This window comes from Actinacidiphila glaucinigra (assembly GCF_035918135.1).
Taxonomy (GTDB): Bacteria; Actinomycetota; Actinomycetes; order Streptomycetales; family Streptomycetaceae; genus Actinacidiphila; species Actinacidiphila glaucinigra.
Genome location: NZ_CP109144.1, coordinates 7,050,944 through 7,071,008, shown reverse-complemented (window position 1 = coordinate 7,071,008; position 20,065 = coordinate 7,050,944). Strand labels below are relative to the sequence as shown.

Genomic DNA, 20,065 nt, shown 5'->3' with positions numbered 1-20,065 from the left:
CATGACGAAATTCCGGGCCGTCAGCGGCCGGAACTTTCCCCACTCTTCAAGGATCCCATCCGGCACTGACAATCCGCCGCCCCGCGCGGGCGCGGCCTCGCGGCACGACGGGCGGTCAGTCCGTAAGCTGTCGGCGTCAGACTGGCCAGGCAGGCAGCGGGGATGGACGACATGGCGATGATGCGGCTCCGGCGCGAGGACCCGCGTGTCGTCGGCTCGTTCCGGCTGCACCGGCGGCTGGGCGCCGGCGGCATGGGCGTCGTCTACCTGGGTGCCGACAAGCGCGGCCAGCGGGTCGCGCTGAAGGTGATCCGCCCCGAGCTGGCCGAGGACCAGGAGTTCCGCTCCCGCTTCGCGCGCGAGGTGTCCGCCGCGAGACGCATCCGCGGCGGCTGCACGGCCCGGCTGGTCGCCGCCGACCTGGAGGCGGACCGCCCGTGGTTCGCCACGCAGTACGTCCCCGGGCCCTCGCTGCACGACAAGGTCGCCCGCGACGGAATGCTCCCGGCGGCCGAGACCGCGTCCATCGGATCCGCCCTGGCGGAGGGACTGGTCGCCGTCCACGAGGCCGGGGTCGTCCACCGCGACCTGAAGCCCTCCAACATCCTGCTGTCGCCCAAGGGCCCGCGGATCATCGACTTCGGCATCGCCTGGTCCACGGGCGCGAGCACCCTCACCCACGTGGGCACCGCCGTCGGCTCCCCCGGCTTCCTCGCGCCGGAGCAGGTGCGCGGGGCGGCGGTCACCCCGGCCACCGACGTCTTCGCCTTCGGCGCGACGCTCGCGTACGCGGCGATGGGCGACTCGCCCTTCGGGCAGGGCAGTTCGGAGGTCATGCTCTACCGGGTCGTCCACGAGGAGCCGGACCTCGCCGGTGTGCCGGACTCACTGGCCCCGCTGGTGTACGCGTGCCTCGCCAAGGACCCGGAGCAGCGGCCCAGCACGGTCCAACTCTCCGAGCGGCTGGCCGAGATCGCCGCCCGTGAGGCCCGCGGACTCGGCGTGGCTCCGGGCCGGCGCGACATCGTGCCCCGGGCGTCCGGCCCGCGCCCCGAGCGGCCCACGGGCACGCGGGCGCAGGAGTACGCGGAGCAGCACACCGAGCGGCGGACCTCGCCGGGCACCCCCACGGCGCCGCGCACCCCCGCCTCCCCGCGTACGCCCGCCGCGCCGCGCACCCCGGCCCGGACCCCGGCCGGGCGCACTCCGGCCGCCCGCACGCCCACCGGCCGCAGGCCCGCGGGCGCGGACCGCAGGCTGCTGCGGCAGCGGCTCATCGTCTTCGTCACCGTGACCCTCCTCGTCGCGCTCGGCATCGCCGCCGCGCAGGGCTGCCAGGGCCCAAGCCGCGGCCTCGGCCTGCTGCCCGGCGTGACGGCACCCCACACGCCGTAAGCGCCCCGGCCGGCACGAACACCCACGCCTTCACCGACGTCGTCCTCACCACGGCGCGGTATGCACCCATGCCCACGAGTGTGACCTCGGTCGCCACCTTTGTCATTGTCTGACACGCGTGTCTATAGTCGACAGGCAGGGGGGCAGAACCGGCGCAGCGAGGAGCAGCGAATGGACACGACCACGGCCGGTGCACCCGGCACCCCCTACTGGGCACAACTGGGATCGCCCGACCCGCAGACGGCTGCAGCGTTCTACGGCGCGCTGTTCGGCTGGGACTTCACCGAGGACCCCGCACGCGGCCCCGGCCACCTGACGGCCCGGCTGCGCGGGCTCCCCGTCGCGGGTCTCGGGCCGGTCGGCGACCTGCCGAGGCCGGGCTGGACGGCCTGCTTCACCGTGGACGACACCCACAAGGCCGCCGCCTCGGTCGTCGCCGCCGGCGGCAGCGTCCTCGCCAGGGCCCCCTACCGCACCGACGCGGGCGGCGGCGAGGACCTGTACGCGGACCCGAGCGGAGCGCACTTCGCCGTCCGGGAGCCGGACGCCCGGCAGGCCCCCTCGGCGTCCGCCGGACCCGGCGGCTTCGCCCTGGCCGAGCTCATCACCGACGACGTCGACGCCAGTGCCGCCTTCTACGGCGCGCTGTTCGGCTGGACGGCCGGCGACCCCGCCGGGCCGCTGGGCCGGCGCGAGTGGCGGCTCGACGGCACGGCCGTCTCGCTGCTGCTGCCGCGCCCCGCGGCGATGCCCCGGGAGATAACGCCCTACTGGGACGCGTACTTCACCGTCACCGACGTCTCCGCCGCGACCGCGCGCGCGACCTCGGCGGGAGGCACCCTGCTCATGCCGTCCACCGACATCGGCAGTGGAAGCATCGCCGTGCTCCTCGATCCGACGGGTGCCGTCTTCACCCTCGTCGAGCCGAGGTGACGGCCATGTCCGTGAAGGGGAAGACCGGCATCGTGACCGGCGCCGGGTCCGGGCTCGGCGAGGCGGGGGCCAGGCGGCTCGCCCGCGAGGGCGCCAGGATCGTCGTGGCCGACGTCGACGGGGCCGCCGCCGAACGCGTCGCCGACGGGATCAACCGCGCGGGAGGCGAGGCCGCGCCGTACGAGGTCGACGTCGTGTCCTTCGAGGACACCCGGCGGCTCGTGGAGTTCACCGTCACCACCTTCGGCGGCCTCGACATCGCCTTCAACAACGCGGGCGTGACCCCGCGACTGGTCGACGCGCACGAGATCGACCCGGCGGACTGGCTGCGCGTGATCGACGTCAACCTGACCGGTGTCTTCGCGTGCATGCACGCCGAACTGGCCCACTTCGCGGCGCACGGCGGCGGCGCCATCGTCAACATGGCGTCCACCGCGGGGGTCATGGCACACGCCGGGCGGGCCGCGTACGCCGCCTCCAAGCACGGCGTCGTCGGCCTCACGCGCTCCGCGGCCGTGGAGTACGCGCAGCGCGGCATCCGCGTCAACGCGGTCGCACCCGGCCCGATCGACGCGCCGTCGGCGCGGGCACTCCCCCCGGAGGTCCGTGCCGCGATCGCCGCGAAGACCGCGATGAACCGCACCGGCGGCGTGGAGGACGTCGCCGCGGTGGTGAACTTCCTGCTGTCGGACGAGGCGTCCTTCGTCACCGGTTCCGTGTACGAGGTCAACGGCGGCCAGACCCAGCTGTGAGTGACGGACGACGACAGATCCGTCCCTGCGCGCCAGGGGTTTCAGCCTTGGCTACGCTGAGGCCATGAGCAGCACGGATCCTCTGCGGTCGGGCCTTCGCGAGCTGACCCGCCAGTCGGTGAGGGCGCAGATCTCCGACCGCGCGATGGAGTTGTTCATCGAGCACGGCTTCGAGAAGACGACCATCGAGCAGATCGCGGCGGAGATCGGCATGTCCGGGCGGAGCGTCTCGCGCTACTTCGCCAGCAAGGAGGACATGGTCGTCGGCAACCTCACCGGGATCGGGCAGGGCATCGCCGAACGCCTCGCCGCACGCCCCGCAGACGAACCCGTGTGGGAGGCACTGCGCCGGTCCCTCGACGAGCACGTGGCCGCGCTCGACCGCGACCCGGACGGCACACTGCTCGCCACCTCCGTGATGCTGGCGGGGACCCCCGCCCTGCAAGGGGCGCTGGCGAAGAAGCAGCGGGAGTGGCAGGACCTGCTCGTTCCCCTCGTGGCGGCGCGCCTCGACGAGGGCGGCGAGCACCGTGAGCTGAGGGCGCGCGCACTCGCCGTGACGGTGCTGTCCTGTCTCAACGCGGCGGTGGGTGCGTGGACGGACAGCGGGGGGAGCGAGCGGGTCGATGTGCTCGTCGATGTGGCGCTGGGTGCGGTGGGGGGTGCCGCGGGGCGGCGCTAGGGGGTGTGCGGGGGGGGTGCCCCTTGCGGCCCGTTGTTGTGTGCGGGTTGTTTGCGCCTGCGGCGGGCTGTTTCCCCGCCCTCCCTCCCGATTGCCCGGCGCGGTCAGTGCGGGTCCCGCAGCGTGTGCCTGGGTCGGTGCCGCGCCGGCGCACTCCCCCAGCCTTCAGCCGGGGGGACCCCCAGAACGCTCGCGGTTTGGCCCGACATCATTCGGCGCCCGGGTCCGCCGCTCGTCTCCCCCAGCCTTCGGCCGGGGGGACCCCCATGGGCACACCCCGCCACACCCCCTCCGGTCGTGTGGGCGACTGACGGCCGGAGGGGGGTGATGGGGGCGCCCCTCCCCGCACCGTTGGGAGCTGCCCCAGCAGGGGTCCCCCGGCCGGAGGCCGAGCGAGGGTGCGCGCCATGGAGGGGGCGCCATCCACCCGAGCGCCCGAGCCCCTCTGGTCCGCAGGGCGCCTGACGGTCGTGGGCGTTCAGTAGGGCGCGTGCGGCGCCCCCGGACCGCCTTCTCACCACCCACCGGCCGTTGTCGCCCGACGAAACGGAGGGGGCGGGGGAGTTGGGGGCACCCCTGGCCGAAGGCTGGGGGAGGGTGGGCGTTCTGGACGCTGACGTGTATTTGTTGTGCGGCACAGACGGCAAGGACCTGGACCGCCCGACATGCACATAAATATGCGGTACAGAATGCCCACCCCGGAGGCCCCGTCCCCGGCCCACCACGCACGCGCGCAGGCCCGAACCAACCGCGCCGGGCAATCAGGCGGGAGGGCGGGAGAACCGCCCGCCGCAGGCGCAAACGACCCGCACACAACCACCGGCCGCAACCAACCCCGGACACGCGCACCGCGCAGGGGGTGACGAACGGGCACTCCGTGGGTTAGTTTCTAAGCGCTTGCTTAGCGCTACGCACACGCGGAGGGACGCATTCGCATGACGGTCACACCGGAGGAGCTGCGCGAGCGAGTGCGCGCGCTGCTGGCCTCTCACGATCCGGCGGCGACGGACCGCCTGGACTTTCTGCGGGCCCGGTTCGACGCCGGTCTGGCGTGGGTGCACTACCCGCAGGGCCTCGGCGGCCTTGGCGCACCCCGCGCCCTGCAGGGGGTCGTGGACGCCGAGTTGGCCGCCGTCGCGGCGCCGGACAACGAGCCGCGCCGGATCGGCATCGGCCTCGGGATGGCGGCGCCGACCGTGCTCCGGTACGGCACCGAGGAGCAGAAGGCCCGGTTCCTGCGCCCGCTGTGGACCGGGGAGGAGGTCTGGTGCCAGCTGTTCAGCGAGCCCGGCGCCGGCTCGGACCTGGCGGGCCTGCGCACCAGGGCCGTGCGCGACGGCGACGGCTGGATCGTCACGGGCCAGAAGGTGTGGACGTCCAACGCCCACAACGCGCGCTGGGCGATCCTCATCGCCCGTACCGACCCGGACGTCCCCAAGCACCAGGGCATCACGTACTTCGTGTGCGACATGACGGCCCCGGGCGTCGAGGTGCGTCCGCTGCGGCAGATCACGGGTGAGGCCGAGTTCAACGAGGTCTTCCTGACGGACGTCCGCATCCCCGACGCCCACCGCCTCGGCGAGGTCGGCGACGGCTGGCGGGTGGCGCAGACGACGCTGATGAACGAGCGGGTCGCCATCGGCGGCACCCCGCTCCCCCGCGAGGGCGGGATGATCGGGACCGTCGCCGCGACATGGCGGGAGCGGCCCGAGCTGCGCACCCCGGACCTGCACGACCGGCTGCTGCGGCTGTGGGTGGAGGCCGAGGTCACCCGCCTCACCGGCGAACGGCTGCGGCAGCAGCTCGCCCTGGGCGCCCCCGGCCCCGAGGGCTCGGGCATGAAGCTGGCCTTCGCCTCGCTCAACCAGCGCATCAGCGGCCTGGAGGTGGAGCTGCTGGGCGAGGACGGACTGCGCTACGGCGACTGGACGATGACCCGCCCGGAGATCGTCGACTTCTACGGCCGCGACGCCGGTTACCGCTATCTGCGGGCCAAGGGCAACTCGATCGAGGGCGGTACCTCCGAGATCCTCCGCAACATCATCTCCGAGCGTGTCCTCGGCCTGCCCTCCGAGCCCCGTACGGACAAGGACGTCCCCTGGAAGGACCTGCCGCGATGAGTGCCGACCTGCTCTACTCCGACGTCGAGAACGACCTGCGCGCCGCGGTGCGCGGTCTGCTCGCCGACCGGTGCGCCCCGGCGGACGTCCTGGCGCGCTGCGAGGGCGACGAGCCGTACGACGCCGCGCTGTGGCGCACCCTGGCCCGGGAGGTGGGGGTCGCCGGGCTGCTGGTGCCGGAGAAGCTCGGCGGCCAGGGCGCCTCCGCGCGGGAGGCGGCGGTGGTGCTGGAGGAGCTGGGGTCCTTCGTGGCGCCCGTGCCCTTCCTGGGCAGTGCCGTGCTGGCCACCACGGCGCTGCTGGCGGCCGGCACCACGGAGGCGGACGCCGTCGTGGCGCGGCTCGCGGAGGGCGAGCGGACGGCCGCCCTGGCCGTGCCGCTGCCCTCGGCGCCCGGCGCGGAGGTGTTCCCGGGCGTGCGGGCCGACGCGGACGGGGTTCTCGGCGGGCGTGTGACCAGCGTCGCCGACGCGACCGCGGCGGACGTGCTGATCGTGCCCGCGACCGGCCCTGACGGGCTCGGCCTCTACGAGGTACGGACGGACGCGGCCGGGGTCGCCCTGGCCGTGCCGGTGCCGCTCGACCTGACCCGCCCGATCGCCGACGTCACCTTCGACGGCGCGGCCGCCCGCCGGATCGTCGGCCCCGCGACGGCCGCGGCGGCCGTCGAACGGGCCCTGCTGACCGGCGCGGGGCTGCTGGCCTCGGAGCAACTGGGCCTGGCCCAGCGGTGCCTGGACGAGACAGTGGCGTACCTGAAGGAGCGTCACCAGTTCGGCCGGGTCGTGGGCTCCTTCCAATCCCTCAAGCACCGGCTCGCGGACCTGTGGCTCGAGGTCGTCCAGGCCCGCGCCGCGGCACGCAACGCCGCCGACGCGCTCGCGCGCGACAGCGCGGACGCCCCGGTCGCGACCGCCGTGGCGCAGGCCTTCTGCGCACCCGTCGCGGTGCGGGCCGCCGAGGAGTGCGTCCAACTGCACGGCGGCATCGGGATGACCTGGGAGCACCCGGCCCACCTGCGGCTGAAGCGCGCCAAGGCCGACGAGATCGCCCTGGGCACGCCCGGCCGTCACCGGGCGGCCCTCGCCGCGCTGGTGGAACTGCCCGCGGCGGGCTGAGTCAGTCCCGGGGGCGGCCGGTCGCCACCGCGTAGAACGCGACGGCGGCGGCCGCCCCCACGTTCAGCGAGTCCACCCCGTGCGCCATGGGGATGCGCACCCACTCGTCGGCGGCGACCAGGGCACGGGTCGACAGGCCGTCGCCCTCGGCGCCGAGCATCAGCGCCGCGCGCTCCAGCCGGTGCGGGCCGGCCTCGTCGATGTCGGTGGCCTTCTCGTCCGGGGTCAGCGCGAGCAGCGTGAAGCCCGCCTCCCGCACCGCCTCCAGGTCCCGGGGCCAGTTCTCCAGCCGGGCGTACGGGACGGAGAAGACGGCGCCCATCGAGACCTTGACCGACCTGCGGTACAGCGGGTCGGCGCAGTCCGGGGAGAGCAGGACGGCGTCCATGCCGAGGGCGGCGGCACTACGGAAGATGGCGCCGATGTTGGTGTGGTCGTTGACCGACTCCATGACGACGATCCGCCGCGCGTCGCCCAGCAGGTCGGCGGCGTCGGGCAGTTGCCTGCGCTGCATCGAGGCGAGGGCGCCGCGGTGCACGTGGTAGCCGGTCACCTGCTCGGCGAGTTCCGGGCTGACCGCGTAGACCGGAGCCGGGACCTCGTCGATGACGTCCCGCATGACGTCGACCCACTTGGCGGACAGCAGCATGGAGCGCATGCGGTAACCGGCCTGCCGGGCGCGCCGGATGACCTTCTCGCCCTCCGCGATGAACAGCCCCTCGGCGGGCTCGCGGCGTCTGCGCAGCTCCACGTCGGTCAGGGACGTGTAGTCGCGCAGACGCGGGTCGTCGGGATCGTCGATGGTGATGAGCTCAGCCACAGGGTGATACTGCCTTGTCCGAAGTGCGGTGCCAACGGCACCGACGTCACTGGTTACCGCTGGTTACGCGCTCGCCCACGGCGACGACCTCGCCGACGACGATCACCGCGGGCGGCCGGACGCCCTCCGCGGCCACCCGCTCCGCCACCGTCGCGAGTGTCGCGTCGACCCGGCGCTGGGCCGCCGTCGTACCCTCCTGGATCACGGCGACGGGGGTGTCCGCGCCCCGGCCGTGCGCCACCAGCGCCGCCGCGATCGGGCCGATCCGCTCCACGGCCATCAGCAGCACCAGCGTGCCGCGCAGCCGGGCGAGGGCCGCCCAGTCCACGAGCGAGCGCGGATCCTCCGGGGCCACATGGCCGCTGACCACGGTGAACTCGTGCGCCACGCCCCGGTGCGTGACCGGGATGCCGGCGGCGGCCGGAACACTGATGGAGCTGGAGATCCCGGGCACCACGGTGCACGGGATGCCGGCTTCGGCGAGCGCCTCCGCCTCCTCCATGCCGCGCCCGAACACATACGGGTCCCCACCCTTGAGCCGCACGACCGCCTTGCCGGCCTTAGCGTGCTCGATCAGCGCCGCGTTGATCGCCTCCTGGGCCATCGCCCGGCCGTACGGGATCTTCGCGGCGTCGATCACCTCGACGTGCGGCGGCAGTTCGTCCAGCAGGTCGCGCGGACCGAGGCGGTCGGCGATCACGACGTCAGCCTCCGCGAGCAGCCGGCGGCCGCGCACCGTGATCAGGTCCGGGTCGCCCGGACCGCCGCCGACCAGCGCCACGCCCGGGGTCCTCCCCCGGTGCTGCGGCGCCGCGAGCGAGCCGTCCCGCAGGCCCTCCACGATCGCGTCCCGCACGGCCGCGGAACGCCGCGGGTCCCGGCCGGTCAGGACGGCGACGGTCACGCCCTCCGTACGGCCGGTCGCCGGGGTCCACGCGGTCGCCGCCTCGGCGTCGTCGCTGCGGACGCACCACACCCGGCGCACCTCCGCCTCCGCGGAGGCCGCGGCGTTCGCCTCGGGGTCGGTGGTGGCGATCAGCGCGTACCAGGCGTCGGCGAGGTCGCCGGGCCGGTAACGGCGTCGCTCCCAGCGGATCTCGCCCGCGGCGGCCATCGCGTCCACGGACGGCGTCGCGGACGGGGATACCAGGACGACGTCGGCCCCGGCCGCGACCAGAGGGGGCAACCGGCGCTGGGCGACCTGGCCACCGCCGAGGACGACCACGCGCCGGCCGGTGAGGCGCAGTCCGACGGGGTAGGCGGGTGGGTCGTTGCGGTCCTCGGCGGCAGTCATGGCGGTGCGGCTCCTAGGGTGTGCCTCGCGGCGCGGCAGGGGGTGGGGTTGCGGGGCGACCCTGCCCCGCCCCAACCCTACGGTGCGGGGCGGCTGCGGGGTTCTGTGGGGCCCGGTGGTTGCGTGCGGCGCCGCTGTGGTTGCGGTTGCGGTTTCTCCCCCGCCCTCCCTCCCTCCCCCAGCCTTCGGCCGGGGGGACCCCCATCCCGGATGGTTGGTGCGGGCCTCGCGCGGTGCGTGGTGGGCCGGGGGCGGGGCCTCCGGGGCTGGGCATTCTGTACCGCATATTTATGTGCATGGCGGGCACCTGCGCTCGGTGCCCCGGATGCCGCACAACAAATACACGTCAGCGTCCAGAACGCCCACCCCTACGACCCCGCCCCCTCCGTATCGCTGGGCGACCAACGGCCGGTGGGGGGTGATGGGGGGCGCCCCTCCCGGCACCGCTGGGAGCTGCCCGCAGTAGGGGTTCCCCGGCGGGAGGCCGAGCAAGGTGCGCGCACCGATGGCCGGGGGCGGCACCTTCCACCGTCGGCTGGCGCACCTCACCCGCCGGTGCTCGCAGGGCTTGCCTATGTCACGGCGATGCCGAAGGCCGCCAGGCGGCAGATCACGACGATTGCCGATCGGCCCTGGCGTCCGGCGGGCGTCCGACTCGCAACCAGGTTCAGTCTTGGGACCACACCGAGTGAGGCCGCCCCCGAGCGAAGGCCGAAACAGGGCAACACGCACACGGCAACGGGCCGCTCAGCAGAGCGATCAGCGCCCGCGCGCCCTATCGCCGGCATCGGCCCGAGCACCCCGAAAGACCTTCAGGTCCGATCGCGGCGGAGCCGGCGCGGGCCTCAGCCACCACCCCCAGCTACCGCTGGAAAGCGCCGCCCCATAGAGGGCCTGATGGCCGTGGGCGTTCGGTAAGACGTGTGCGGCAACCCCGGACCGCTCTCTGACCACCCTCCGGCCGTCAGTCGCCCGCGATACGGAGGGGGCGGGGTCGTAGGGGTGGATGTTCTGGACGCTGCGGGATATTTGTGTGCGGCACAGACGGCACCAATTGGACCGCCCGCCATGCACGTAAATAACCCAGTCCAGGACGTGCAGCCCCGGAGGCCCCGCACCCGGCCCACCACGAACCGCGCGAGGCCCGCACCAACCGCGCCGGGCAATCGGGAGGGAGGGCGGGGGACAGCCCGCCGCAGGCGCAAACAACCCGCACACAACAACGGGGCAGCCCGGCGCAGCCGCCCGCACGGGGCACTCCGGTCCGAAGGCCGGGGCGGGCGGGGAGACCGCCCGCCCCGGACCGCGTGCGTCAGGACTTCTCCGTGACCCCGGCAGAGTCGAACGTCGCCACCTCATGCATCGCGCGCGCAGCGCTCTGCACCAGCGGCAGCGCCAGCAGCGCACCGGTGCCCTCGCCGAGCCGCAGGTCGAGCTCGACCAGCGGCCGCAGGCCCAGCTTCGTCAGCGCCGCGCGGTGGCCGGGCTCCGCGCTGCGGTGGCCCGCGATGCAGGCCGCGAGCACCTCCGGAGCGATGGCACGGGCCACCAGGGCGGCCGCGCCCGCGCTGACGCCGTCGAGGATGACCGGCGTCCGCAGCGAGGCCGCGCCGAGCAGCAGGCCCACCATGGCCGCGTGTTCGAGGCCGCCGATCGCCGCGAGGACCTCGATCGGGTCGGACGGGTCGGGCCGGTGGAGTTCGAGGGCGCGCCGTACGACGTCGATCTTGCGGGCGTGCATCTCGTCGTTGATGCCGGTGCCGCGCCCCGTGACCTCCGCCGGGTCGACCCCGGTGTAGACCGAGATCAGGGCGGCGGAGACGGTGGTGTTGGCGACCCCCATCTCCCCGGTCAGCAGCGCCTTGTTGCCCGCGGCGACGAGGTCGCGGGCGGTCTCGATGCCGACCTCGATCGCGCGCAGTGCCTCCTCGCGCGACATGGCGGGCCCGGCCGTCATGTCGGCGGTGCCGGGACGGATCTTGCGGGGTAGCAGGCCGGGCGTGCTGGGCAGGTCGGAGGCGACGCCGACGTCGACCACGCAGACCTCGGCGCCCACCTGGTTGGCGAAGGCGTTGCACACCGCCCCGCCGCCCAGGAAGTTGGCGACCATCTGGCCGGTGACCTCCTGGGGCCAGGCGGTGACGCCCTGGGCGTGCACCCCGTGGTCCCCGGCGAAGATCGCGACGGCCGCGGGCTCGGGGATCGGTGGCGGGCACTGCCGGGACAGCCCGCTGAGCTGCGCGGAGATGATCTCCAGCATGCCCAGCGCACCCGCCGGCTTGGTCATCCGCTTCTGCCGCTCCCAGGCCTCGCCGAGCGCCTTCGCGTCCAGCGGGCGGATGCCGCGCAGCGTCTCCTCCAGGAGGTTGTGCGGCTCCTCACCGGGCAGGGCCCGGTTGCCGTACTCCTCCTCGTGGACGACCCAGGACAGCGGGCGCCGCTTGGACCAGCCGGACTGCACCAGTTCAGGGTCCTCGGGGAACTCGTCGACGTAGCCGACACAGAGGTATGCGACGACCTCGAGGTGCTCGGGCAGACCGAGTTCGCGGACCATCTCGCGCTCGTCGAAGAAGCTGACCCAGCCGACGCCGAGGCCCTCGGCGCGGGCGGCGAGCCAGAGGTTCTCGACGGCGAGCGCCGACGAGTACGGGGCCATCTGCGGCTGGGTGTAGCGGCCCAGCGTGTGGCGGCCGCCGCGGGTGGGGTCCGCGGTGACGACGATGTTGACCGGGGTGTCGACGATCGCCTCGATCTTCAGCTCGCGGAACTGCTTGGCGCGGCCCTTGGGGAGGGACTTGGCGTAGGCCTCGCGCTGCTGCATGGCGAGTTCGTGCATGCGCTCCCGGGTCTTGGCCGAGCGGATGACGACGAAGTCCCACGGCTGGGAGTGGCCGACGCTCGGCGCGGTGTGCGCCGCCTCCAGCACGCGGATCAGCACCTCGTGCGGGATCGGGTCCTTGCGGAAGCCGTTGCGGATGTCCCGGCGCTCACGGATGACGCGGTGGACGGCGTCCCGTACGGCGGGGTCGTAGCCCTCGGCGGGGGGCAGCAGCAGCTCCGGGTCCTCCTCCTCGTCGGCCACCGGCACCTCGGGCACCTCGGGCACCTCGGGGACCTCGGGTTCCTCGGATGCCTGGGGCTCCTCGGGCGCCGGCTCCGCCTCGGCCGGGGGCACGGCCTCGGGCTGCGGCTCGACGGCGGCGACCGGGGTCTCCTCCTGCACGACGGCGGCGGGCGCAGGCTCGACGACGGGCGCCTCCGGCTCGGGCTCCGGCTCCGGCTCCGGCTCCACAACAGGTACGGGCACGGGCACGGGCACCGCCACGGCCTCGACGACCGGTTCGGGCTCGGGCATCACGACCGGTTCCGGCACCACGACCGGCTCGGGCGCCTCCGGGACGACCGGTGCCACGGGCAGCTCGGCGGCCGGCTCCATGCCGAACGGCAGCGGCTCGTCCGGGGTTTCCAGCGGCGACACGGGGGCGGCCACCGGCTCGGGCGTCGCGGGCACGACGGCGACCGGCTCGGGCTCCGGCACGACGGCCTCGGGTACGGCCGGCTCCGGCACGACCGTCTCGGGTGCGGTCACCTCGGGCGCCGGGGCCTCGTCGCGGAGGATGTCCAGGTACTCCGGCCCCGTGGTGGGCGGCCCCGAGTGGCGCATGGGCGCCGGAACCGGCTGCGGCGCAGGCACCGGTGCGGGCGGCGGGGTGGCCGGACCGCGGTCGGCCAGGGAGCGCACGATGCCGCCGCCGTTGGACGGGTCCGGAATCGGGGGGCCCATGTGGAGGGGGCGCCGCGGCGGTACGGGGGCGGCCTCCTGCACCTGCACCTGCGCGGGCACCTGGGGCTGCGGAGCCGGCTCGGCCTCCGGGGCCTGGACCTGGACCGCGTCTTCGGCGGGCGCGGGCTGCGCGACGGGTTCGGCCGCCGCGTGCACCGGCTGCTCCGCCACGAACGGCGCGGCCTGCTCCGCCGGCAGCTGCTCCGGGACCGGGCTCCCCGGTACGAGCGGCACCTCCGTGCGGACCGCCGAGTAGTCGAGGGAGACGGAGTCGCGGCCGCCGCTCTCGTGGGCGTCGTGCCCGATGCCCTGGGGGGCCAGGGGCACCCCGTGCGGAGTGTGCTCGACCGACACGGGGGTGGGGGCCGCGGCCTGGGCCGGGACCGGCACGGGCGGGGCCACGGGAGCGGGCGCCGGGACGGGTACGGCGACCGGGACCGGCTGCGGCGGCACGGGCTGCGGGTCGGCCCAGGACCCCTGCAGACCCGGCATCAGCAGCATCTCCTCTTCCTCGTCGACCGGCGCGGGGCCGGACGGCTGGTCGAGGTAGTGGTACTCGGGAGGAACCGGCGCGGTGAGCGGATCGATGTCCCACGAGGGGACGGACTGCTGCTGCGCGCCACTGCCGGGAAGGTCGACGTGCGGCTGCAGAACCGCTTCTTCGCCTGCGTTCTCCGGCAGTCCCTCACCCGGGACCTGGCCGGTGTCAGTCATGCGTGCCCCTCGCCCATCGGTTTCGCTCCTTCCATCGCTGCGCCGAGCACACTGCCCACAGAGAGAACGAGCGTGGGCGGCAACCGGCACGACGACGGCGATTGACCGGTACTGACCATTACTGATCAGCCCTCACGCGACGTCAATGCGCGACAACGGCACAGCGGTCCGTCAGCCTACCGTGCGTGTGTCCGCGCGTGCTCAGGGGGTTCACCTCAAACCGGTGCCAATGCGGGCGCAACCCACCGGCTCACCTGCGGTGTCCGAGGAGCGTGAAGACCACCGTGCGCTCCCGCTCGGACCACTCGTCGTCCAGCTCCACTGCCTGCAACAACGCGCGTTCCACGGTGTATCCGCCCTCGTCGAGGGCGCGGCTGACGGCTTCGGCCTCGTCCCGGTTCGCCGCGCTCGCGGCGATTCGCTCCGGCCGGCGCGCGGCGCAGGCGGCCACGACCTGCGGTCCGCCGCCCCCGATGCGCACGATGTCCGGTTCCGGAAGGTCCTCCAGCACGTGCGGGGCCCGGCCGTGGACGACCCTCACCTGCACCCCGAAGTCCCGCGCGGTGTCCTCGATCCGCTCGCACGCCGCGGCGTCGGCCTCCACCGCGATGACGGCCGCGCCGAAGCGCGCCGCCTCCACGGCGACGGCGCCGCCGCCGGCGCCGATGTCCCACAGCAGGTCGCCCGCCCGCGGCCCGAGCCGGGCCAGTTGCAGGGCGCGCAGGTGCGCCGGGCCGTCCCCGGGGACGTACCGCTCGGCGGGCAGCGCCCAGCCCCGTACGCGGTCGGCCGTGGCGGGGTCGCCGCCCGCGAGCCAGCCCGGCTGCGCGGTGACCGGGACGGGCACCGGCGCGGGTGCGGCGGCCGGGGCGGCGCCGACGACGAGCACGACGTTGGGGTCGCGCCAGGTGTGGTCGGCCACCTTGTCTGAGGTGAGGACGGTGACCTGCTCGTGCTCGGTGCCGAGGGCCTCGCAGATCACGAAGGTGCGGTGCTCGTCGCCGAGCAGCAGGGCGAGTTCGGCCGGTCCGGCGCCCGGCGCGGTCAGCACGGCGACCTTGGGGTGCGCGCGGCAGACGTTGACGGCACGCCGCAGGGTGCGGGTGTGCGCGACGACCACCCGGGCGTCGTCCCAGGGCATCCCGGCCCGCGCGAAGGCCTGGGCGACCGAGGTGACCCCGGGGACGACCTCGACCTCCAGCCCGTACTCGGGGGTGCGCAGGGCGCGGACGACACCGAAGAATCCGGGGTCGCCGTCGGCGAGGACCACCGCGGTGCCGCGGTGCCGCGCGATGCGGCGGGCGGCCAGGTCGATGCTGCCCAGCACGATCCGCTCGGCGTCCTCCGGCACGAAGGGCAGTGCCAGGTGGTGCCGGGTCCCGGCCACCAGCGTGGCGGCCGACAGCGCGGAACGCGCCGCCTCGCCGGGTGGTGAGCCGTCCCACCCGATCACCGTGACACGGTCGGCCATCGTCGTCCTGCCTCCTGGGCACGTCGCGGTGTGGTGCCCGGGTGAGGTGATCCCGGGGTGTGCACAGTACCCCGGCCAGGATCTTGCGCTGGCGGGCGCTCACTGCCAGTCGGCGTACGCCGCGTAGTCGGAGCCGTCGGCGGACTCCTCCGCGAGGCCGTCGAGGTCCTCGGGGAGCAGGCTCCACACGATGAGATCGGTGCGGATCTCCTCCCAGCGGCCGTCGGTCTCGCCTTCGGGCCGGATGCGGACCAGGCCGGCGCCTCGCAGCACGCCCTCGCTGATGCAGCCGATCTTCTGCGCGACCTGCTGCGAGGCGGCGTTGTCCGCGGCGGTGCGCAGTTCCAGGCGCTCGAACTTCTGGTCGTCGAAGAGCCACTGGGCGGTCGCCTGCACGGCCTCGGCGGCGTAGCCCTCGCCGCGCGCCCAGGGGGCGATCATGTAGCCGGCCTCGCTGCTGCGGATGCGCCAGTCGGTGCGCTGCAGGTGGACGGTGCCGACCAGCCGCTGGGTGAGGAACTCGGTGACGGCGAGCACGATGCCGCGGCCTTCCGCGCGCTCGGCGGGGGCGAACTCGGCGATGAAGGAGCGGGCGTCCGCCTCGGTGTAGGGATACGGCACGGAGGTCCAGGCGATCACGGACTCGTCGTTCATCATCTCCGCCAGGGCGGGGATGTCGGACTCCTCGTAGGCGCGCAGCACCAGCCGCTCCGTACTGATCGAGATCTCCGGGAAGCTGGTCATTCGACGCTCCGTAGCCAGGGCATGTGTGAAGTGCACAGCATGCAACATCCACCGGGTCACCGCAGGACCGGGTCGCCGCGGGGGCCTGCGCGGCCGTCGCCCAAGGGTACGTGCAACCATCCGCACGACGGGAGCAGTTGGTGTGCTGTTCCCCGGCTTTTCCGCAGGTCCGCTACGCCTGTGGTCACAGGGTCCTGCTACCGTCTGCCCGCGTGACGGTGCACCACGCAGCAGGAGTCGGATATCAGCGGGCCGCGGGTGTGTACGAGCGGTCGCGACCCTCGTACCCCATGGCGGCCCTGGCCGAGTTGGCGGACGCGCTGCCCCTCGAGGCCGGCCGTACGGTGGTCGACCTGGGCGCCGGCACCGGCAAGTTCACCCGCCTGCTGGCCCTGACGGGCGCGGAGGTGATCGCGGTCGAGCCGGTGACGGAGATGCGGGAGCGGCTCGCGGAGCTGCTGCCGGGGGTACGGGTGACGGCCGGGACGGCCGAGGCCACGGGCCTGCCGGACGGGTGCGCGGACGCGGTGGTGGCGGCGCAGTCCTGGCACTGGTTCCAGGAGGACGAGGCCCTGGCGGAGGTCGAGCGGCTGCTGCGGCCGGGCGGTTCGCTGGCGCTGGTGTGGAACACCTACGACACCTCGGTCCCGTGGGTGCGGGACTACCAGGACATCGTCTTCCGGCTGGCGCCGCGTGACCTGCCCAGCCCCCTGGACGACGGCTGGCGCAAGGCATTCACCGACCGCGCGGGCTGGTCGCGGGTGCACGAGCGGCACTGGCCGAACCTGCACTCGACGACGGTCTCCGACGTGGTGGAGCGGATGACGTCCTCGAGCCACATCGCGGTGATGGACCCGGCGGAGCAGGAGCGGGTACGGGCCGAGGTGGAGGCGGTGCTGGCCGGGCACGACGCCACGCGCGGCAACGCGGCGGTGGAGATGCCGTACACCACGGACGTGTACTGGGTGCGGCGGCGCTGACCTCGAGGGTCTGTCGGTGGCGCCGTGTTGAATGGGCGCATGGACGTGGACCGGATGCGGGGCTTCTGCCTCGGTTTCAGCGGCGCGGTGGAGGAGACCCCCTTCCCGCGGAACCCTGAGGTGACCGTCTTCAAGGTCGGCGGGAGGATCTTCGCGATCAGCGCGCTGGGGGGTGAGCCGCTGAAGGTGAGCCTGAAGTGCGAGCCCGACCTGGCGGTGCGGCTGCGGGCGGAGCACGCGGCAATCGCGCCCGGCTGGCACCTGAACAAGCGCCACTGGAACACGGTGACGCTGGACGGCTCGCTGCCCGACGCGATGGTGTGCGAGCTCGTCGAGGACTCGTACGACCTGGTCGTGGCGCGGCTGCCGCGCGCGGAACAGGTGCGGCTGGACTGGCCGGGGGCGGCGGGGGACGGGGCGCGCTGAGCGCGCTGCCCGTCCCCCGCCGTGGCCCGGTGGGTCAGAAGGACGGGATGACGGAACCGGCGTACTTGTCCTCGATGAACTTCTTCACCTCGGGCGTGGTGAGCAGCTTCTTCAGCTTCAGCACGCGCGGGTCCTTCTCGTTGCCCTCCTTGACGGCGAGGAAGTTGCCGTAGGGGTTGTTGTCGGCGGACTCCAGCACCAGGGCGTCGTCGGCGGGCTTGAGACCCGCGGAGATGGCGTAGTTGCCGTTGATGACGGCGGCGTCGACGTCCTGCAGGGAGCGCGGCAGCTGGGCGGCCTCGAGCTCCTTGAACTTGAGGTTCTTCGGGTTGCCGGTGATGTCGGCGGGGGTGGCCTCGTTGCCGACACCGTCCTTGAGGGTGATCAGGCCGTTGGCGGCGAGCAGCTTGAGGCCGCGGGCCTCGTTCACCGCGTCGTTGGCCACGGCTATCGTGGCGCCGTTCTTGATCGCGTCGGCGGACTTCAGCTTGTCGGAGTACAGGCCCAGCGGCTCCAGGTGCACCGTGACGACGGGCACGATGTGGGTGCCCTTCTTCTTGTTGAAGTCGTCCAGGTAGGGCTGGTTCTGGAAGTAGTTGGCGTCGACGGAGCCGTCCTCGGTGGCGGTGTTCGGCGTCACGTAGTCGCTGAACTCCTTCACCTCGAGCTTGAGCCCGGCCTTGGCCGCCAGGTTGTCCTTGACGAAGTTCAGGATCTCCGCGTGCGGGACGGGGCTCGCGGCGACGACGAGCGGGTCGCTCGCGCTGTCCTTCTTGGTGCCGGAGTCCCCGCCGCAGGCGGTCAGGCCGAGGGTGAGGCCGGCGGCGGCGAGGACGGTGGTCGTGATCTTGATGCTGGTACGCACGAAAAGTGCCTTTCTGGAACGGTGTTGCCTTGCGGTGTCAGGAGGCTTCGGTGGCCGCGGCCGGGCGCAGCAGGCGCAGCCGGGGCGTGGTGGAGGTGCGGCCGCGGTGGGAGGCGCCGCGGGCAGCGAGGTCGCCGGCGAGCTGGACGGCGGTCACGATGACGATCAGGACGCCGATCGTGACGAGCATCAGAGAGGTCTCGAAACGCTGGTAGCCGTAGCGGATGGCGAGGTCGCCGAGCCCGCCGCCGCCGATGGTGCCGGCCATGGCGGAGTAGCCGATGAGCGCGATCACCGTGGTGGTGAGCCCGGCGATCAGGGAGGGCAGCGACTCGGGCAGCAGGGCCTTGCGGACGACGGTCCAGGTGCTGCCGCCCATGGCCTGGACGGCTTCGACGAGTCCGCCGTCGACCTCGCGGACGGCGGTCTCCACCAGCCGCGCGAGGAACGGGATGGCGCCGATGGAGAGCGGGACGACCATGGCCTCGGCGCCGATGGTGGTGCCGATCACCCAGCGGGTGAAGGGCAGCACCGAGATCATCAGGATGAGGAAGGGCAGTGAGCGGCCGAGGTTCACGACCACGCCGACGACCTTGTTGACCGTGGCGTTGCGCAGCAGTCCGCCGCGGTCGGTGAGTACCAGCAGGACGCCCAGCGGGAGTCCCCCGGCCACCGCGATCAGGGTGGACCAGCCGACCATGATCAGGGTTTCCCAACAGGCCTGCGACAGCAGCGGCTGCATCTGCGACCAGCTCACTTCGCGTCCTCCTTGACCGGCTCGTCCCCGCCGACGGGGGCGACGTCGACCTGGAGGCCCTTCTCGCGGAGGAAGCCGATCGGCACCACGTTGTCCTCGAAGGCGCCGGGCAGCTCGATGCGCATCCGGCCGACCTGGCGGCCGCCGATGGTCTCCAGCGCGGCGCCGAGCACGGAGATGTCGATGTTGTAGGTGCGGGAGAGCTGGGAGATGACGGGCTCGGTGGCGGCCTCGCCGTGGAAGGTCAGGTCGACCACGGTGCGGCCCTCGCCGGACGGCTCGCCGCCGACCGGGAAGAGTTCGTGGGCGAGTTCGGAGCCGGGCGTGGCGAGCAGGTCGGTGACCTTGCCGGATTCCACGATGCGGCCTCCCTTCATCAGAGCGGCGGAGTCGCAGATGGCCTTGACCACGTCCATCTCGTGGGTGATGAGCAGGATGGTCAGGCCGAGCTGCTGGTTGAGGTCGCGCAGCAGCTGCAGGATCGAGCGGGTGGTCTCGGGGTCGAGAGCCGAGGTCGCCTCGTCGGAGAGCAGCACCTTGGGGTCGCCGGCCAGGGAGCGGGCGATGCCGACCCGCTGCTTCTGGCCGCCGGACAACTGGGCCGGGTAGGCGCGGGCCTTGTCGGAGAGGCCGACCAGGTCGAGCAGTTCGAGGGCCTTGCGGCGGCGCTCGCGGCCGGAGACGCCGAGGATCTCCAGGGGCAGTTCGACGTTGTCCCGCACGGTGCGCGAGGACAGCAGGTTGAAGTGCTGGAAGACCATGCCGATACCGGTGCGGGCGGTCCGCAGGGCGGAGCCCGCCCGGTCGGAGCGGCCGGCGAGCGCGGTCAGGTCGCGGCCGGCCACCTCGACGGTGCCGGAGGTGGGTCGTTCCAGCAGGTTCACGCAGCGGATGAGCGTGCTCTTGCCCGCGCCGCTGCGTCCGACGACGCCGTACACCTCACCCTCGCGGACGTGCAGGTCGACGCCGTCGAGGGCCACCGTCTCCCGGTCACGGGAACGGTAGACCTTGGTCAGGCCCGTTGTGGTGATCACTGGATTTCCGTCACTGTCGAGTGCGCGGCGGACGAAAGCCGCACACGGGGCGTATGGACCGCGGACAGGGCATGGCTGCGCCCCTCGGGGGGCGTGCGGGAAAGGTCAGCAGTGGGTGCCGGGCGGCTGGGGGTCGTGCGCCAGCCGGCAGCGGCGGAAGGTCTGCTGCAGTTCCA

General features: G+C 73.5%; 16 protein-coding genes. 8 read left to right on the top strand and 8 right to left on the bottom strand.

The annotated features are described in order from the left end of the window. Window positions 1-171 precede the first annotated feature (171 nt). The 6 genes from OIE69_RS31815 to OIE69_RS31790 all read left to right on the top strand — a co-directional run bounded on the left by OIE69_RS31815 (window position 172) and on the right by OIE69_RS31790 (window position 7,000). The gene (locus tag OIE69_RS31815) at window positions 172-1,395 is read left to right on the top strand and encodes a serine/threonine-protein kinase (RefSeq protein WP_326581478.1); all 1,224 of its coding nucleotides are present in this window, start codon (window positions 172-174) and stop codon (window positions 1,393-1,395) included. 171 nt (window positions 1,396-1,566) lie between these two features. Continuing rightward, window positions 1,567-2,328 (top strand): VOC family protein, encoded by a 762-nt coding sequence (locus tag OIE69_RS31810; RefSeq protein WP_326577615.1) that lies wholly within the window; start codon window positions 1,567-1,569, stop codon window positions 2,326-2,328. A 5-nt stretch (window positions 2,329-2,333) separates the two neighbouring features. Further along, window positions 2,334-3,080, top strand: a complete 747-nt coding sequence (locus OIE69_RS31805) for an SDR family NAD(P)-dependent oxidoreductase (RefSeq protein ID WP_326577614.1) — start codon at window positions 2,334-2,336, stop codon at window positions 3,078-3,080. A gap of 64 nt (window positions 3,081-3,144) precedes the next feature. Then, window positions 3,145-3,762 (top strand): TetR/AcrR family transcriptional regulator, encoded by a 618-nt coding sequence (locus OIE69_RS31800; protein WP_326577613.1) that lies wholly within the window; start codon window positions 3,145-3,147, stop codon window positions 3,760-3,762. Window positions 3,763-4,697: 935 nt separating this feature from the next. Beyond that, window positions 4,698-5,882, top strand: coding sequence for an acyl-CoA dehydrogenase family protein (locus OIE69_RS31795; protein ID WP_326577612.1), 1,185 nt, complete (start codon window positions 4,698-4,700; stop codon window positions 5,880-5,882). Continuing rightward, window positions 5,879-7,000, top strand: coding sequence for an acyl-CoA dehydrogenase family protein (locus OIE69_RS31790; protein WP_326577611.1), 1,122 nt, complete (start codon window positions 5,879-5,881; stop codon window positions 6,998-7,000). The genes OIE69_RS31795 and OIE69_RS31790 overlap by 4 nt, the downstream gene beginning before the upstream one ends. A gap of 1 nt (window position 7,001) precedes the next feature. Here the strand turns inward: OIE69_RS31790 and OIE69_RS31785 are convergent, their stop codons facing one another. From OIE69_RS31785 to OIE69_RS31765, 5 genes are all read right to left on the bottom strand, one after another. Then, on the bottom strand, window positions 7,002-7,820 hold the full coding sequence (locus OIE69_RS31785; protein ID WP_326577610.1) for a TrmH family RNA methyltransferase: 819 nt from the start codon (window positions 7,818-7,820) through the stop codon (window positions 7,002-7,004). A 46-nt stretch (window positions 7,821-7,866) separates the two neighbouring features. Continuing rightward, window positions 7,867-9,114, bottom strand: coding sequence for a uroporphyrinogen-III C-methyltransferase (gene cobA, locus OIE69_RS31780; RefSeq protein ID WP_326577609.1), 1,248 nt, complete (start codon window positions 9,112-9,114; stop codon window positions 7,867-7,869). Window positions 9,115-10,426: 1,312 nt separating this feature from the next. After that, window positions 10,427-13,612: a nicotinate-nucleotide--dimethylbenzimidazole phosphoribosyltransferase gene (gene cobT, locus OIE69_RS31775; RefSeq protein ID WP_326577608.1), complete on the bottom strand. Its 3,186-nt coding sequence runs from the start codon at window positions 13,610-13,612 to the stop codon at window positions 10,427-10,429. A 250-nt stretch (window positions 13,613-13,862) separates the two neighbouring features. Next, window positions 13,863-15,083, bottom strand: coding sequence for a precorrin-6y C5,15-methyltransferase (decarboxylating) subunit CbiE (gene cbiE, locus OIE69_RS31770; RefSeq protein WP_326577607.1), 1,221 nt, complete (start codon window positions 15,081-15,083; stop codon window positions 13,863-13,865). A gap of 99 nt (window positions 15,084-15,182) precedes the next feature. Then, the gene (locus tag OIE69_RS31765) at window positions 15,183-15,827 is read right to left on the bottom strand and encodes a GNAT family N-acetyltransferase (protein WP_326577606.1); all 645 of its coding nucleotides are present in this window, start codon (window positions 15,825-15,827) and stop codon (window positions 15,183-15,185) included. Between the two features lie 212 nt (window positions 15,828-16,039). On the opposite strand from OIE69_RS31765, the gene OIE69_RS31760 reads away from it, so the two are divergent. Together OIE69_RS31760 and OIE69_RS31755 are read left to right on the top strand one after the other, a co-directional pair. Continuing rightward, window positions 16,040-16,807, top strand: a complete 768-nt coding sequence (locus OIE69_RS31760; RefSeq protein WP_326577605.1) for a class I SAM-dependent methyltransferase — start codon at window positions 16,040-16,042, stop codon at window positions 16,805-16,807. Between the two features lie 39 nt (window positions 16,808-16,846). Further along, complete coding sequence (locus OIE69_RS31755) at window positions 16,847-17,233, top strand: MmcQ/YjbR family DNA-binding protein (protein ID WP_326577604.1); 387 nt, start codon at window positions 16,847-16,849, stop codon at window positions 17,231-17,233. Window positions 17,234-17,267: 34 nt separating this feature from the next. On the opposite strand, the gene OIE69_RS31750 is transcribed toward OIE69_RS31755, so the two are convergent. The 3 genes from OIE69_RS31750 to OIE69_RS31740 are packed head-to-tail and all read right to left on the bottom strand — an operon-like array spanning window position 17,268 to window position 19,889. Next, the gene (locus OIE69_RS31750; protein ID WP_326577603.1) at window positions 17,268-18,098 is read right to left on the bottom strand and encodes a MetQ/NlpA family ABC transporter substrate-binding protein; all 831 of its coding nucleotides are present in this window, start codon (window positions 18,096-18,098) and stop codon (window positions 17,268-17,270) included. Window positions 18,099-18,135: 37 nt separating this feature from the next. Beyond that, window positions 18,136-18,855: a methionine ABC transporter permease gene (locus OIE69_RS31745; RefSeq protein WP_326577602.1), complete on the bottom strand. Its 720-nt coding sequence runs from the start codon at window positions 18,853-18,855 to the stop codon at window positions 18,136-18,138. Next, on the bottom strand, window positions 18,852-19,889 hold the full coding sequence (locus OIE69_RS31740) for a methionine ABC transporter ATP-binding protein (RefSeq protein ID WP_326577601.1): 1,038 nt from the start codon (window positions 19,887-19,889) through the stop codon (window positions 18,852-18,854). Before OIE69_RS31740 ends, OIE69_RS31745 begins: the two co-directional genes overlap by 4 nt. Window positions 19,890-20,065 lie beyond the last annotated feature (176 nt).